Annotated in this window: 9 protein-coding genes and 3 pseudogenes; 5 read left to right on the top strand and 7 right to left on the bottom strand. The window is 62.9% G+C overall.

What is annotated here, in order from left to right:
- Positions 1 to 96: 96 nt before the first annotated feature.
- The 4 genes from ACVILL_RS38690 (at position 97) to ltrA (ending at position 4,715) form a co-directional block, all read left to right on the top strand.
- Positions 97 to 708 (top strand): DsbA family protein, encoded by a 612-nt coding sequence (locus ACVILL_RS38690; RefSeq protein WP_456733831.1) that lies wholly within the window; start codon positions 97 to 99, stop codon positions 706 to 708.
- The gene (locus ACVILL_RS38685; RefSeq protein ID WP_456733830.1) at positions 708 to 1,685 is read left to right on the top strand and encodes an NADPH:quinone oxidoreductase family protein; all 978 of its coding nucleotides are present in this window, start codon (positions 708 to 710) and stop codon (positions 1,683 to 1,685) included. The genes ACVILL_RS38690 and ACVILL_RS38685 overlap by 1 nt, the downstream gene beginning before the upstream one ends.
- Before the next feature lie 128 nt (positions 1,686 to 1,813).
- Positions 1,814 to 2,740, top strand: coding sequence for a ketopantoate reductase family protein (locus ACVILL_RS38680; protein WP_456733829.1), 927 nt, complete (start codon positions 1,814 to 1,816; stop codon positions 2,738 to 2,740).
- 565 nt (positions 2,741 to 3,305) lie between these two features.
- Positions 3,306 to 4,715: a group II intron reverse transcriptase/maturase gene (gene ltrA, locus ACVILL_RS38675; protein ID WP_456728115.1), complete on the top strand. Its 1,410-nt coding sequence runs from the start codon at positions 3,306 to 3,308 to the stop codon at positions 4,713 to 4,715.
- Between the two features lie 189 nt (positions 4,716 to 4,904).
- Here the strand turns inward: ltrA and ACVILL_RS38670 are convergent, their stop codons facing one another.
- Together ACVILL_RS38670 and ACVILL_RS38665 are read right to left on the bottom strand one after the other, a co-directional pair.
- Complete coding sequence (locus ACVILL_RS38670) at positions 4,905 to 6,581, bottom strand: arylsulfatase (protein ID WP_456733828.1); 1,677 nt, start codon at positions 6,579 to 6,581, stop codon at positions 4,905 to 4,907.
- A 167-nt stretch (positions 6,582 to 6,748) separates the two neighbouring features.
- Positions 6,749 to 8,396: pseudogene (locus ACVILL_RS38665) on the bottom strand (arylsulfatase).
- Positions 8,397 to 8,913: 517 nt separating this feature from the next.
- Between ACVILL_RS38665 and ACVILL_RS38660 the strand changes: the two are divergent.
- Positions 8,914 to 9,282 (top strand): annotated as a pseudogene (locus ACVILL_RS38660) (IS5 family transposase); the annotation flags it as partial.
- Between the two features lie 47 nt (positions 9,283 to 9,329).
- Here the strand turns inward: ACVILL_RS38660 and ACVILL_RS38655 are convergent.
- From ACVILL_RS38655 to ACVILL_RS38635, 5 genes and pseudogenes are all read right to left on the bottom strand, one after another.
- Positions 9,330 to 10,007 (bottom strand): annotated as a pseudogene (locus tag ACVILL_RS38655) (esterase/lipase family protein).
- On the bottom strand, positions 10,004 to 10,894 hold the full coding sequence (locus ACVILL_RS38650; RefSeq protein WP_074130099.1) for a crotonase/enoyl-CoA hydratase family protein: 891 nt from the start codon (positions 10,892 to 10,894) through the stop codon (positions 10,004 to 10,006). Before ACVILL_RS38650 ends, ACVILL_RS38655 begins: the two are co-directional and overlap by 4 nt.
- Positions 10,895 to 11,024: 130 nt before the next feature.
- Positions 11,025 to 12,443, bottom strand: a complete 1,419-nt coding sequence (locus tag ACVILL_RS38645; protein WP_456733827.1) for an amidase — start codon at positions 12,441 to 12,443, stop codon at positions 11,025 to 11,027.
- Complete coding sequence (locus ACVILL_RS38640) at positions 12,436 to 13,608, bottom strand: M20 aminoacylase family protein (RefSeq protein WP_456733826.1); 1,173 nt, start codon at positions 13,606 to 13,608, stop codon at positions 12,436 to 12,438. Before ACVILL_RS38640 ends, ACVILL_RS38645 begins: the two co-directional genes overlap by 8 nt.
- A 6-nt stretch (positions 13,609 to 13,614) precedes the next feature.
- On the bottom strand, positions 13,615 to 15,135 hold the full coding sequence (locus tag ACVILL_RS38635) for a M81 family metallopeptidase (protein ID WP_456733825.1): 1,521 nt from the start codon (positions 15,133 to 15,135) through the stop codon (positions 13,615 to 13,617).
- Positions 15,136 to 15,271: the final 136 nt, after the last annotated feature.

Below are 15,271 nucleotides of genomic sequence, written 5' to 3'. Positions count from 1 at the left end.
GCGGAGTTTATCATCGGGCCGGCCGAAGGCCGGACCCGTTGGCTCCTCGCAATGACGGAGGATAGACCAATTCACACATAGCAAAAGGGAAACGCCATGATCGAATTCTTCTTCGACTGTTCCAGTCCGTGGACCTATCTCGCCTGGCACAACATCCAGCCGCTGGCGAAGGAGTTCGGCGCCGAGATCACCTGGCGGCCGATCCTGGTCGGCGGCATCTTCAACACCGTCAATCCGTCGGTCTACGCGCAGCGCGAGAAGCCGGTGCCGCTGAAGGCGCGCTACATGAAAAAGGATCTCGCCGACTGGGCGCGCTCGGCCGGCCTTGCGATCAAGATGCCGCCGACCGTGTTCCCGGTGAACAGCGTCAAGGCGATGCGCGGCTGCATCTGGCTCGGCAACGAGAAGATGGTGCCGTTCGCGCGCGCGGTGTTCGAGGCCTATTGGGGTGACGACAAGGACATCTCGCAGGATGCCGTGCTGACCGAGATCTGCACCAAGCTCGGGATCGATCCGGCACAATTCATTGCCGGCATCGGCGATCAGGCGATCAAGGATCAGCTCAAGGCCAACACCGAGGAGGTGATGGCGCGCGGCGGCTTCGGCTCGCCGACGATCTATCTCGACAAGACCGACATGTATTTCGGCAATGACCGCCTGCCGTTGATCCGCGAGGCGCTGGCACGTCTCAAGGCGCGGGCCGCCTGATGCCGAAAGCCGTCGTTTGCCGCGAGCTCGGACCGCCCGAGCGACTGCAGCTCGAGAATTTTGCCTCGGTGGCTTTGCAGCCCGGGCAGGTTCGCGTTGCGATCCGCGCCGCCGGGATCAATTTCCCCGACATCCTGATGGCCGCGGGCGAGTACCAGCTCAAACCGCCGCTGCCGTTCACGCCGGGTTCGGAAGCCGCGGGCGATGTCGTCGAGGTCAATGACGCTGCCGGTGTCGCGGTCGGCGACAGAGTGATCGTCAAGATGCGCTTCGGCGCCTATTGCGATGAGACGGTCGCCACCCCGTCGCAGCTCGTGCCGGTGCCGTCGACCTTCGACTATGCGGAAGGCGCAACCTTCCTTGCCGCGCACGGTACCGCGTATCACGCGCTGATCGATCGCGGGCAGATCAAGCCGGGCGAGGTGCTGCTGGTGCATGGCGCCGGCGGCGGCGTCGGACTCGCCGCGGTCGAGATCGGCAAGCTGCTCGGCGCCACCGTGATCGCAGCGGCGTCGTCCGAGGAAAAGCTTGCGATCGCCAAACAGCGTGGCGCCGATCATCTTGTGCTCTATGCGCGCGAGCCGTTCCGAGATGCGGTCAAGCGCCTCACAGACGGCCGTGGCGCCGACGTCGTGTTCGATCCGGTCGGCGGCGAGGTGTTCGAGAACTCGATGCGCTGCATCAACTGGGGTGCGCGGATTCTCGTCGTCGGCTTCACCGGCGGTATCGGTCTCGCCCGCACCAATCTGTTGATGATCAAGGGCGCGAGCGTGCTCGGCGTTCGCGCCGGCGAGGCGGTGCGCAAGGACCCCGCGGTCGGCGAGGTCAGGTTCAAGGCATTGAGCGAATGGGCCGAGGCCGGCCGGGTGCGGCCGAACATCTCGCACCGGCTGCCGCTGGAAGATTATGCGAAGGCGATGCGGCTGTTGATCGAGCGCAAGGCGATCGGGCGTGTGGCGCTGCTGACGAGGCCGTGAACCACAGCGCCCAAATTCAGCGGTGCAGCCAAATGACGCGAAGGGCATTGACGTTCAGGGAATCGAACCCGGGTCCGTCGCGTGATATCCTCTGCCGGCTGAGTGTCGTTGCAGGGGTGGAGGATGACATGCGTATCGCTGTGATGGCGGCCGGTGCCCTCGGCGGTTATTTCGGAGCACGTATGGCCGCGGCAGGGCACGACGTGTTCTTCATCGCACGCGGCTCCAACCTCGAGGCTATCAGAAAAAACGGTCTCAAGGTCGAGAGCGTGCTTGGCAATCTTCATTTGCCTGAGCCCAAGGTGACCGATGATCCTGCAACGGTCGGCCCCGTCGATATCGTTCTGTTCGCGGTCAAGCTCTGGGACAGCGAGCAGGCCGCCAGGTTGTCTCTGCCCCTGATCGGACCTCGCACCCGGGTGATCCCGTTGCAGAACGGTGTCGATAGCGCGGAGAGGATCGCCCCGATTCTCGGCGCCGACAATGTGGTCGCCGGAAGTGCCTATATTGCGACAGTGCTGTCCGTGCCTGGCGTCATCACCCACACGAGCCAGTTCGCGCGCATAGTCTGCGGCAGAACCGATGGTAAGCCCGATGAGGGCCTGAAAGCCCTCGCCGACGCCGCTCATGGAGCCGGGATCGACATCTCGGTGTCCGACGGGATTGACCGGGAGCGCTGGCAGAAATTTGTATTCCTCGTCGGACTATCAGGCGCCACCGCAACGACCCGCCAGCCGCTGGGGCCGATCCTGGCCGACCCTGATACGCGAGCGTTCTTTTACAGCCTGATGAGCGAGGTGGTCGCGGTCGGCCGTGCCAAGGGCGTTCCGCTCCCGGAGGATTTTGCCGAGGACAGAATGAAATTCGCGGAAGCCTCGCCGCCCACCTTCAAGGCTTCCATGCTGCACGATCTCGAACGCGGCAACCGGCTAGAACTCGACTGGCTCGCCGGAAAGGTCGTGGAGTTCGCCCGCCCGCTTGGCATTCCTACGCCAGCCAACAATGCCGTCTATGCCATGCTCAAGCTGCACAGGATGGGTAACGCCCACGCCTAGCTAGCTAGGTAGACCGTGTACCCATAAACCCAGCGACGTGATGCGACGAACGCAATGTCAGCTTTGCCCCTGCAGCGACCGAGTTCGTGCGGCAGCGCAATACGTTGCGAAGGGCCAGAAGCTGACTCGTGGTTTCGAACGTTTCAGTGGCACACCAATCCGTGGGAGTACGTCATGCCAAGCTGATGAGTGCTTGTGGGTGCAAGTCCCATCCGGCCAAAGCCGCAGCAGGCGAGCCGGGACCGAGTCTTGCGGGCGTCGCGGCAACGCGGGGTCTGAAGTGTAGACAGGAGCCATGCGGGGTGCGGGAATGAGCCTCGAAAGGTGGATGTTCGCGGAGGCCGAGTGTGTTCCCTAGTCACGAAGGCTACACGAGCATCGTCGTTATGCGAGACGATGCCGCTCCGTCGGGGTCGATGGCCGAATCACGCATGGAAGGCAACCATCGGAACATGAGAGGCCCGACCGGGTCCGCTGGATTGGTCTCCAGTGGGGGACAGCGGCAAGGCACTGCCAGAGCCGCGGTCCGAGCTGAGGTCGGGAGTCGGACTGGTCCATACTACCTGTGAAGTCGTCGAAGGTAACGAGACGCATGGAGGGAAGGGACCAGCCCGAGGGGAGCCTGCGCGAGAAGGCCAGGGTCCGGACACAGAGCCGGGTCGCCTTGCCGCCGAACCTCAAGCGGGTGAACGCGGCGGCCAGCCAGGCCGCCCAAACCCGGTTCACGGCCCTGCTGCACCATGTCGACGAAGACGCTCTGCTTCGGGCGTTCCGACGACAAAAGCGGCAGGCCAGCGCGGGGGTCGATGGGGTGACGGTGGCGAAGTACGAAGAGGGGCTGACGGATAACCTCCGCGACCTCTGCGCACGAGTCCACACTGGTCGCTACCGGCCACAGCCGGTGCGGCGGGTCTACATTCCCAAAGCCGATGGCGGTAAGCGGCCTCTCGGTGTGCCGGCGTTAGAGGACAAGATCGTCCAAAGCGCGGTGGCCGAGGTGTTGAGCGCCGTCTACGAGGCCGACTTCCTCGGGTTCTCCTACGGCTTCCGGCCGGGGCGCAATCCGCACATGGCGCTTGATGCTTTGCATACAGCGATCATGAGTCAGCGCGTGAACTGGGTGCTCGATGCCGACATACGCAGCTTCTTCGACTCGGTCGACCACGAGTGGCTGTTGCGGATGGTGGCGCACAGGATCGCCGATCCTCGCATCTTACGGCTCATCGGGCTGTGGCTACGAGCTGGCATTCTTGAGAGCGGCGAGAAGCACGATACGGACAGGGGCACGCCGCAAGGGGCGGGCATTAGCCCGCTCCTTGCCAACATCTTCCTGCACTACATCCTCGATCTCTGGGTCCACCAATGGCGTCGTCGCCATGCACGCGGTCGCATTGTGACAGTGCGCTATGCGGACGACTTCGTTATGGGCTTCGAGAACAAGGCAGATGCGCAGGAAATGCTCTTGGCCCTCAAGGCGCGGCTGGCCAGCTTCGGCCTGACCCTACATGAGGGCAAGACGCGACTGATCGAGTTTGGCCGGTTCGCGGCCCTCTCGCGTCAGCGGCGCGGCGAGCGGCGACCAGAGACCTTCGCCTTCCTCGGCTTCACCCACTACTGCGGGCGGACCCGAGATGGCCGGTTCATCGTGAAGCACAAGACGGAAGGGAAACGCCTGACGCGTAAGCTGACGGCGTTGCGCCAGGAGGCCTGGCGGCTCATGCACGAGCCACTGGCCACGCAGCACGAGTGGTTCGCCGCTGTGCTGCGTGGACACTATGGCTACTACGGCAGGCCGCACAATTATCCAGCGCTCAACGGCTTCTACCGCGAAGTGCGTCGGACGTGGATGCGCTGTCTGAGACGGCGCAGTCAGAAAAGCCGGCGCATGGGCTGGTCGGAGTTCGAGACCCTGACGGCACGCTTCCGTCTGCCCGTTCCACGCATCACTCGCACTTGGGCGCAGGCGCGGATATGACGCGGGTTACCCTCGGGAAGAGCCGGGTGCGGGAAATCCGCCCGCCCGGATCTGTGAGGGCGAAAGCCGAATGGCTGAGCTACTCGACCACAGGGAAGGGCGCGTGGCGAGTCGAGCTAATGACTCGCCATCGTTTACAGGCAATCCGTCGGCCGTTTGATGCAGCCTCCACTCTGACCGAGTGGCGAACTAGTCAGCTCCGATCGCTTTAACTCGCTGGGGTTTTTTCATATCCAGCAACGGCACTGGATTGTCTGGGCGTTGGAGATTGGGCCTCCAATCGTTCGAGCCGCCGCCGGGAGCACGCTTCATGCTGGGATAGTCAACGATGGACTTGTTGAACTCCATCACGACTGGCACGATTAGCGCCCCGAGCCAGCTGTTGTCCTGTCCAGCATATCGGCCCGGTGAGGTCTGAGGCAGACGCGACGGTACAGCACCATTGAACACCATATCGTACTTCTCGAACGGATCCATGGTCAAATTGTAAGCTGCTCCAATTGAACCGAGGTTTTGTTCCGGTCCCAACCATGTATCCTTTGCAGTCCACAGATACTTCCACGCGATGCTGAGGTCTGGATTGGTTGGATCACCGGCGATGTCGGTACGTGCTCCCATAAAGTTCTCGCCGTCGATATAAACCCACGACCGTCGTGCTGAGTGCTTCGATCGACCGAGGATGTACTCGCTGTTGTCGATGCTATCAAAGTAAATGGGCTTGCCGTTGTTGTCGGTCCAGGCGCCATGCGGCGGCGCGGTCAGGCCGACCATTTTGGCGAGCGTCGCCCAGCAGTCGATATGCGACATCATTTCATGGTACTGCGCGCCCGCCGGGATGTGTGCGGGCCACCACATCAACCCGGGTACCCGCCAACCGCCTTCAAATGCAGTACCTTTTTCGCCGCGGAAAGGCGTGGTGCCGGCGTCGGGATAGGCATCCTGCCACGCGCCGTTATCTGCTGTCACGATGACGATGGTGTCAGGCGCTTCGGCACGGATCGCATCCATTATCCGCCCGATATTATCATCAAGTTCAAGGAGCGAATCCGAGTAGTCGCCAAGACGCGACTTGCCAGCAAATTTCGCTGAAGCATTGGTCGGATTGTGCATCTTCATGAAGTTTACATCCATGAAGAACGGCTTGGAGTCCTTGGCGTGTTTCTTGATGTAGTCGATTGCATAGTCGGCCTGGCGGACATCGAAGTCGGCAAGACGGTCATATGTGATGTATTCGTCTCGCTTCGCCGGCTGCCCCGCCGCTCCCTCCCATTCGTACATGTTCACAATCTCAAAATATTCTTTTGCAAACTCCGGATTGTAGGAGGGGAACCACGGGTGAAACCACTTCGAGGTATCGGCATAAGTGTAGACGCCTGGATAATATGCCGCGAAAGCCTTCATCTCATCGAAGCCATGCTCAATCGGATAAGCCTCAGGTTTGTCGCCGAGATGCCATTTGCCGGAAAAGTAAGTCGAGTAGCCATTCCTACTGAAGAACTCGGCGATGGTTGGCGTCTCCTTCTTAAGCGCATTTTCGTCGCCCGGGACGACCACGATCGACAGCGCGGTGCGGATCGGAATCCGCCCAGTCATGAACGAGGCGCGCCCTGCGGTGCAGCTTGCTTGACCGTACCAACTGGTGAACGTCGCGCCTTCCTTTGCGATGCGATCGATGTTCGGCGTCGGATGGCCAAGTGCAGAGCCGCCGCCACTATAGGCGCCGAAATCGTTCCAACCAGTGTCGTCAGTCATCAGCATGACGATATTGGGCCGTTTTTGCTGTTGCGCGGTAGCCGGCATGGTAACCATCGTTGCCGCAGCGACGCCCACAAACAGACCACCACATAACGTGAGTCCGATCTTCATAGGAATCCTCCGTTTAACCTAGCGCTTGACGGCGGGCAGAAAAGCGACGTCGGCCTGCCCGTCCAAATTCTGTCGTTGGAGAGTTTGTGCGATACTCTGGGACAAGCGGCCGGTCCTTAGGCTGGCCGCTTGCTCTGGCGATCTCGGATCGCGGTGCGGGCATGCGACTAGTCGCTGGCGCCGGCCGTCCTCATGTCCTTTACTCGCTGCATGACCTGTTCCAGGTTGTAGCTGGCAGGGTCCTGTAGCGGCGGGAATTTGATGAAGGTCTCAAGGTGCCTCAACCACAACTGCTGCCCGATGGGCAGCATGTTCCAGTCATAGACATAGGCGGTCGACGGAGACGCGATCGCCCCGGCCATGCCGAACAGCGTCTTCTGCTGTTCGCCAACGGAGGTCTCGAAGGGATCACGCTTGATGTTGACGACCTGGGTCCAGGAGTACGGCCGCACACCATTGATGAAGCCCGACGGTGCGTCGGAGACCATCGCGAAGTACATCTTCCAGTTCTTGTAGCGGACCGCCGACGGCTCCTTGCCGGAGTAATACAAGAAGTGGTCGCGAGGCGACTTGTCGGACTTGCCGCTTAGGTAATCGGTCTGATTAATACCGTCGAGGGTGGTTTTGACCATATTAGGATAGCCGGCCTCGACCTGTTGCTTCAGTGCGTCGCCTTTGGGCCCGCCGCAGATCTCGACGAAAGTCGGGAGCCAGTCGAGGGCGGAGAAACATATCGTTCTTGATCGTGCCGGGCTTGATGACGCCAGGCCAACGGACCACCATCGGAGCGCGCATGCCGCCTTCCCAGGTGCTGAGCTTACCGCCCTTGAACGGCGTGGTGCCGCCGTCCGGGAAGGTGATGGTCTCGGCGCCGTTGTCGGTGGTGAATACGACGATCGTGTTGTTGAGTTGGCCCATGTCTTCGAGCTTCTTCAGCACGACGCCGATGTTGTCATCCATCTGCTTCATGCCGGCTTCGTTGACGCCCCAATCCTTGCCGCCGGGCTCGCCCACCATCGCCAGGTACTTGTCCGGCAGCACGGTCGTGATGTGCATGCGCGCCGGGTTGTACCACACGAAGAAAGGCTTGTTGGTCTTCTTCGGGTCATTGCGATCGAGGAAGTCTACGACCTTCGCCGAGATTTCCTCATCCACGGTCTTCGATCGCTCGAGGGTCAGCGGGCCCTCATCCTTGCACATCATGTTTTTTGCAGTGCCGTCGGAGGACTTGCACGCCAGCATTGGCCGCGGCGGCGTCAGGCAGATCGTGGTCTTCGGATCCACGGCGCCAGGGACCTCGGCGACGCCCGGGATCGATGTGTTCTGGCATGGCGGGGCAAGGGTCTGCAGGGTCGGGGTTTTGTTGATGTCCGGGAAGCTCACACCTTGCATGGCGTCGAGGTGATAGAGATAACCCCAGTACTCCTGGAAGCCTTGCGCGGTCGGCAGCGACTCGGTGTGGTCGCCGAGATGGTTCTTGCCGAATTCGCCGGTGGTGTAGCCGAGATCGAGCAGGAACTTGGGAAGCGTCGGCGTCCCCGTCCGCAGGTAAGATGGACTGCCGGGAATTTCTGGCAGAACCATGCCGACGCGAACCGGCTGCATGCCGGTGATGAAGGCTGTACGCCCTGCCGTGCAGCTCTGTTCGGCGTAATAGTTCGTGAATATCGCGCCTTCATTGCCGATGCGGTCGATGTTCGGCGTCTCTCCGACCATCAATCCGCGGTGGTAAATGCTTGGCTGCATCCACCCGATATCGTCACCCATGATGAAAAGGATGTTGGGCTTCTGCTGCTGCTGTGCCGCAGCGGGCATACTCGTCAGTCCCGTCAACGACAATGACACCAGCGTGGTTGCTCCAAGGAATGCAGTGGTGGCCCGCTTATGCCAACCAGTCGTCTTCGGCACGTTCGCTTTAACTCGTGACTTGTTCTTGAGAATGCAATCAAACATGGTCACTCTCCCGGTTGCAGTGCACGTCATCCACCGGAAGCAAACTTCTAGTTCTCGAAAGTTTCTGCTCTTGATCCAGATCAAGCCGAACAACCACAGAATGCAGGTTGCGACGCGGTGTTCGTGGTTCGTGCTTCCGTCAGTGATGCTGACGTTGAAGGGCATTTCGCTCACCCGTCGTTTTCGAACTGACAATTGTCGGAGCTGACATCCAAAGTCTCCCACCCGATGTCCGGTTCGGGTGATTTTCGACGGATTCAGCGGGGTTGTCGGCAGGTTGATGTCCGCTTCTACCCCGTGAGCGCCGAACCGGGGCCGGCCAGAAGCGTTGCGCTTGGACGGACCCTGTGATTCAAACTCCCAAACTGGGGGGCGAATGATACGCTACGAATTCGCCGACTATGAATGGGTTGCCATCAAGCCCCTGCTGCCGAACAAGCCGCGTGGCGTTCCTCGGGTAAACGACCGGCGTGTTCTCAACGGCGTCTTCTGGGTCCTGCGATCCGGGGCACCTTGGCGCGATTTGCCGGATCATTTTGGCCCCTACACGACCTGCAATAACCGTTTCGTCCGCTGGCGGCGGGCGGGTGTCTGGGGCCGCATCATAGACGCACTTGGCGTTGCCCACGCCGCCGCTGTCCAGATGATCGACACCTCCATTGTCCGTGTCCATCAGCATGGAGCCTGCATCACACGAAACCAGCGCCAATCGATGGGGAGGTCACGCTGCGGCTTAACGAGCAAAATTCAACTCGCGTCAATCAGGTTATGGCTGCGCCTTAATGAGGCCGCGTCCTAGTCCACCTGACGATTTGTGCTGAATTTCCCATCTTGCAGGAACGCGATGGTCTGCGCGATCGCTTCACGGTTGCGCACCAGCCAGGGATGCGAGGTGCGGATCACGATGTGATCGGTCATGCCGTCGAGCCTGGTGTTGGCGACCGACACCCGTCCGTCATGCGGTCGCGGCAGACCCATGGAGGTGATCGGATAGACCGAGCGGTTGCCGGCGATGATGCCGGCGGGATAATCGATCGGCGGCAGCAGCGCGCTGGTCGCGGCATCGCGGCGGATGACGAGCTGCTGGCCGGCCGGACCGAAATAGGCGCGATAGGCCGCGAGGTTCTTGAGGCGGTCGGCGATCTCGCTGCCGCCGTTCGGTGTGCCCAGCATCACGACGCGGCCGAGCCGCGCCGGGCGACGCCTTGCCAGATAGACGCGTGTCAGAAGACCGCCCATGGAATGGCAGACGAAGTTCACGGAGCCGTCGACGCTCTGCGAACCGATCGAGCGAGGGGTGGACGTCCTCGGCCAGCACGTCGAGCGGCTTGCGCCGGCTGTCATAGTCGAGATTGAGGGTGGCAAAGCCCGCAGCGCCAGCTCCATCCTGCGAAATGAGCGCGCCGTCCTGCTGATGCCATGCAACAGGACGACGCCGTCACGGGTGGACGCCGCGGGGCGCCGTTCGCTCACTTATAGTCGCGCTCCTGCCACCACGGGAAATAGTCGGGCATGTCCGACGACACCTTGTTCTTGAACTGCGCCGGGCGCTTTTCCAGGAACGACACCACGCCTTCCTTGACGTCCTCGGAGCGGCCGCGGGCATAGATGCCGCGGCTGTCGACCTTGTGCGCCTCCATCGGATCGTCGGCGCCCATCATGCGCCACATCATCTGGCGGATCAGCGCGACCGACACCGGCGCGGTCTTGGCCGCGAACTCCTTGGCGAGCGCGCGCGCGGTCGGCAGCAGATCGTCCGGCGGCACCACCTTGCTGACGAGCCGGCCGGCGAGCGCTTCCTGCGCCGGGAAGACGCGGCCGGAATAGCACCATTCCAGCGCCTGCGAGATGCCGACGATGCGCGGCAGGAACCAGCTCGAGGCGGCCTCCGGCACGATGCCGCGCTGGGAGAACACGAAGCCGAAGCGCGCGGCTTCCGAGGCGATGCGGATGTCCATCGCAAGCTGCATGGTGACGCCGATGCCGACCGCAGGACCGTTCACCGCGGCGATCACAGGCTTCAGGCACTTGAAGATGCGCAGCGTCACCTGGCCGCCGCCGTCGCGCACCTGCGGATCGCTGTAGTCGACGCTGCCGTCGGCATTGCGCTTGACCGGGCCGCGCCGCGCGTCGCGGTCGAACGTGTTGGCGCCGGAGGAGAGGTCAGCGCCGGCGCAGAAGCCGCGGCCTTCGCCGGTCACGATGATCGCCCTGACGTCGTCGTCCTTGTCGGCTTTGTCGAATGCGTCGATCAGCTCCTGCTGCATCGTGGCGTTGAAGGCGTTGAGCTTGTCGGGCCTGTTCAGCGTGATGGTCAGGATCTGCTCGGCGACCTCGTACTTGATCGTCTCATACGCCATGGGGATGATTTCCTCTCGGTTTTCTTGAATGAACGACGTGAGTCGTCATCCAGTTAACCCGGCTATCATCCCTTGTGAAGAAGTCGGATGCGCGGGCTTGGCCCCGCGCATCCGAACTTGTGTTGAGGCGCTACTTCTTCGGCGGCGTGGGCCACGGCTTCTGCGGGCCGCGCAGGCCTTCGAACGCCTTGCCCATGCCGAGCACGCCGATGTCGTCGAAGCGGCGGCCGATGATCTGGACGCCGATCGGAAAGCCCTTCTTGTCGTAGCCGCCGTTGATCGACAGCGCCGGGTTCTCCGACATATTCCACGGCACGGTAAAGCAGATGTGCTCGAACGGCTTTGCGGGATCGTTGAGGGGGGCTGCGAACTCCGCAGGGAAGTTCACCACCGGCGACACCGGCGAGATCACATAGTCGACCTCGCAGAACAGCTTTGCGGCGGCCGCGCGGATCGCCATCGTCATGTTGAAGCCGCGCACCACGTCGACGCCGGAGAGTTTTGCGCCGGCCTCGGCCCAGTTGAGGATGTAGGGCAGGGTCTTGCCGCGATCCGCCTGCGACAGTTTCGACAGTTCGTCCCAGGTCCGCGCCCGCCAGAAATTGTCGAGCCCCTCGAGCATCTCGGGGGTCAGGATGCCGTCGATCTCGGTGATGACGGCGCCGGCGGATTCGAACGTCTTGGCCGCCTTGACGACGGTCTCGCGAACCTCCTTCTCGACCTTCTGGCCGGATCCGGCATCGAGCATCAGCCCGATGCGCAGCTTGCGCGGCGACTTCTCCAGTGCCTTCCAGTTCACCTCGAGCGCCGGCAGGCTCATGCCGTCGCGGCGATCGGGACGCGACAGCACGGTCATCATCAGCGCCGCGTCGTCGACGGTGCGGGTCATCGGACCGGCGACGCGGCCGACATAGGGCGGGTCGATCGGCACGCGGCCGAGGCTCGGCTTCAGCGCGACGAGGCCGCACCAGGAGGCCGGCAGCCGCACCGAGCCGCCGATATCGGTGCCGAGATGCAGCGGGCCGTAGCCGGCAGCACCGGCCGCGCCGGCGCCCGAACTCGAGCCGCCGGGGTTCTTGCTGACATCCCAGGGATTGCGGGTGAGGGGATGGAACGACGACAGGCCGGACGACAGCATGCCGTAATCAGGCATCGTGGTCTTGGAGAAGATCACGCAGCCGGCTTCGCGCAGCCGCGCGGCCGGCGGCGCATCCTTTTCCGCGGGTGCGAGCTTGACGCTCGCCGTACCCAGCGGCACCGGCTGTCCCTTGGTCGCGACGTTGTCCTTGATGGTCGCGGGCACGCCATCGAGCGTGCCGGCCGGCTCGGCCTGCTGCCAGCGCTCGGTCGAGGCCTTGGCGACCTTGCGCGCCCCGTCCGGGTCGTACAGGTACAGCGCCTTGATGTGCGGCTCCCAGGTCGCGACCTGGGAGATGATTTCCTCCAGCACTTCCGACGGCGAGAACTGCTTGGCACGGTAGCCGGCGAGCAGATCGACGGCCGTGAGATCGTGCAGCGAGGTGATGTCGTCCTGTTTCGGCTTATGCATGCGCACCTGCCGGCATGCGTTTCTCGATGATGCGGGCGAACATGCTGGCGCCGATCGGCAGGATCTTGTCGTCGAGAACGTAGCCGGGATTGTGCACGGGCACCGAACCGTCGTGGCCGACCCAGAAATACGCACCGGGTACGGCCTGCATCATGTCGGCGAAATCCTCGCTGCCCATCTTGGGCGTCGAGCGGGTGATCACCTTGGCCGGATCGACAACGGTGCGCGCGACTTCCTCGACGACGCGGGACTGCTCTTCCTGGTTCACCAGCACGCTGAAGCCGTCGCGGATCTCGACCGAGATTTCGGCGTCATATGCCGCCGCAAAGCCGGCGGAGATTTCGCGCATGCGCTTGCGGATCAGCGCACGAACCTCTTCGGAGAAGCAGCGCACCGTGCCGCACATCCAGGCTTCGCCGGGAATGACATTGTACGCCGACCCGGAATGGATCTGGGTGATCGACAGCACCGCAGCCTGCAGCGGATCGACATTGCGGCTGACGATCGACTGCAATGCCTGTCCGAGCGTCATCGCGATCACGACCGCATCCTTGGAGCGCTCCGGCATCGCGCCGTGCGCGCCGTAGCCCTGAATCCTGATGTCGAAGAAGTCGGCCGCGGCCATCGCCGGTCCGGGCAGGATCGCGATCTCGCCATGGTTCAGGTCGGGCGCGTTGTGCAGGCCATAGACCTCGTCGCAGGGGAACTGCTTGAACAGGCCGTCCTTGATCATGGCGCGCGCGCCGCCGAGGCCTTCCTCGGCCGGCTGGAAGATGAAATGCACGGTGCCGTCGAAATTGCGGGTCTCGGCGAGATAGCGCGCCGAACCGAGCAGCATCGTGGTGTGGCCGTCATGGCCGCAGCCGTGGAAGCGGCCGGGGATGGTCGAACGCCACTTCAGATTGGTGTTCTCCTCCATCGGCAGCGCGTCCATGTCGGCGCGCAGGCCGATCTTCTTGGTGCTGCTGCCCTTGCCCTTGAGCACGCCGACCACGCCGGTGCCGCCGAGGCCGCGATGCACCTCGATGCCCCAGCTCGAGAGCTTCTCGGCGACGATGCCGGAGGTGCGGACCTCCTCGAAGCCGATTTCGGGATGCGCATGCAGATCCCGTCTGATGGCGGTGAGTTCGTCGGCAAAACTGTCGATGCGCTCAATGGTCGGCATGGCTCTCTATCCGGTTGTGCGTGATGGGGAGGTGGGTGTGAAAGTGGGGCCGTTAGGCTTGATACGAATGCCGGGACGCAAATGTTTCCACGGCAGCGTGGCGGTATCGGCCGGCATCGCGCCCGGGGCGGCGCAAATCAGCAGTTTCTCCGCAATCGGCTCGAAATCGGCGCGGAAATGCACCGAGCTCTTGTTGACCAGGATCTTCTGCGCGGTCGGCTCGATGCCGACATAGCGGTACATCGACTGGTCGGCAAGCTGGGCCTTGTAGGAGCCGACGACGACGCGGACATCGCCGACCCGCAGGCAGGCCGAGGGGCCCATATCCATGTCGCGGCCGCCGAAATAGGGGCCGGGCGCCACGAACTTGCCGTCCGAGAGCTGTTCGACGACGAAGGTCTCCCGGTAGGGCGCATCGCCGGGAATGCCGGACTTGCCGCCGAGCTCGAGCGTGACTGATGCCCCGATCCCGGCGGTGTGCGCGGCGCTGGCCGATTGCGGGTCGTAGATCACGCCGGTCGCGGCGCTGGCCTTGTTGCGCACCAGCGCGCGCAGCATGCCTGTGGTGTCGGAATCGCCGCCGGCGCCGGGATTGTCCTGGGTGTCGGCGATGATGATCGGCTTGCTGGCCGACTTCGCCAACTCCATCGCGAGTTGCACGCCTTCGTCGGGCGAATAGATGCGGCCGTCGAAATCGTCCTCATGGCTCTCGACCAGGGCCACGATCTTGTCGACAGCTTCATCCGCATCCGCCTGGGTCCGTCCGTAGGCGAACACGCTCGGCCCGCAATCCCTGAAATCGGCCGCCGGGAAGCCCGGTGCGAACGACAGCGTCGGCACGGCGTCGCTCTCGAGCGCGGCAAGCTTCTGGTAGATGCCCTTGGTCGGCTGGTCGTTGGTGCACTGCCAGCTGATCGGGATCAGGAACGGCAATTGCCGGAACGCCTTGGCGAACCGCTGTTTTGTTTTCAGCATCAGCGCCAGATGCCTGGCGCAGGCGCGGCCGGTGTCGGCCATGTCGACATGCGGATAGGTGCGGTAGGCGATCAGCGCATCGGCGTGTTCGATCATCTTGGGCGAGACGTTCGCATGCAGATCGAGGCTCGCCACCAGCGGCAGGTCGTTGCCGATCGCCGTGCGCACGCGCGCCAGCGTTTCGCCTTCGCCATCGTCGTGATGCTCGGTGACCATGGCGCCGTGCAGGTCGAGATAGACGGCATCGATCGGCCCGGCAGCACTGATGCCGTCGACCATTTCCGTCACGATCCGCTCGAACGCATCCTTGCTGACATGCGCCGACGGGCTCGCCGCCGCGAAGATCGTCGGCACCAGCTCCCAGCCATTGGCCTCCGCCGCCTCGACGAAGCCGGCGAGGCCGACATTGATCTTGCGCATGACCTTGAGCACGTCGGCGCCATGCGTCATCGACGGCCAGCCGCCGCCATGCACGAAATCGTCATACGTTGCCTTCGTCGGTGCGAAGGTGTTGGTCTCGTGCAGGAAGCCGCCAACGGCAATGCGGGTCATCAAGTTGGTCTCGATACGTTTCTTCGATCATGATGCGATTGGAACGGTTCGCACCGCGATCGCTGTCGTTGGTTGTGCGTGATCTTTCGGGGAGACCGTTGTCCACCGTCCGGGCCATGCTCTAGCGCGCGACGTT

This window comes from Bradyrhizobium sp. USDA 3364, from assembly GCF_054056355.1.
The sequence above is the reverse complement of the archived record's forward strand: the minus strand, read 5'-3'. Positions and strand labels throughout refer to the sequence as shown.

Bases quoted from the DNA above. Each gene is read 5' to 3' on its own strand.
- ACVILL_RS38690 (WP_456733831.1), top strand. From the start codon at position 97: ATGATCGAATTCTTCTTCGACTGTTCCAGTCCGTGGACCTATCTCGCC.
- ACVILL_RS38685 (WP_456733830.1), top strand. From the start codon at position 708: ATGCCGAAAGCCGTCGTTTGCCGCGAGCTCGGACCGCCCGAGCGACTG.
- ACVILL_RS38680 (WP_456733829.1), top strand. From the start codon at position 1,814: ATGCGTATCGCTGTGATGGCGGCCGGTGCCCTCGGCGGTTATTTCGGA.
- ACVILL_RS38670 (WP_456733828.1), bottom strand. From the start codon at position 6,581: ATGAAGATCGGACTCACGTTATGTGGTGGTCTGTTTGTGGGCGTCGCT.
- ACVILL_RS38650 (WP_074130099.1), bottom strand. From the start codon at position 10,894: ATGGCGTATGAGACGATCAAGTACGAGGTCGCCGAGCAGATCCTGACC.
- ACVILL_RS38645 (WP_456733827.1), bottom strand. From the start codon at position 12,443: ATGCATAAGCCGAAACAGGACGACATCACCTCGCTGCACGATCTCACG.
- ACVILL_RS38640 (WP_456733826.1), bottom strand. From the start codon at position 13,608: ATGCCGACCATTGAGCGCATCGACAGTTTTGCCGACGAACTCACCGCC.
- ACVILL_RS38635 (WP_456733825.1), bottom strand. From the start codon at position 15,135: ATGACCCGCATTGCCGTTGGCGGCTTCCTGCACGAGACCAACACCTTC.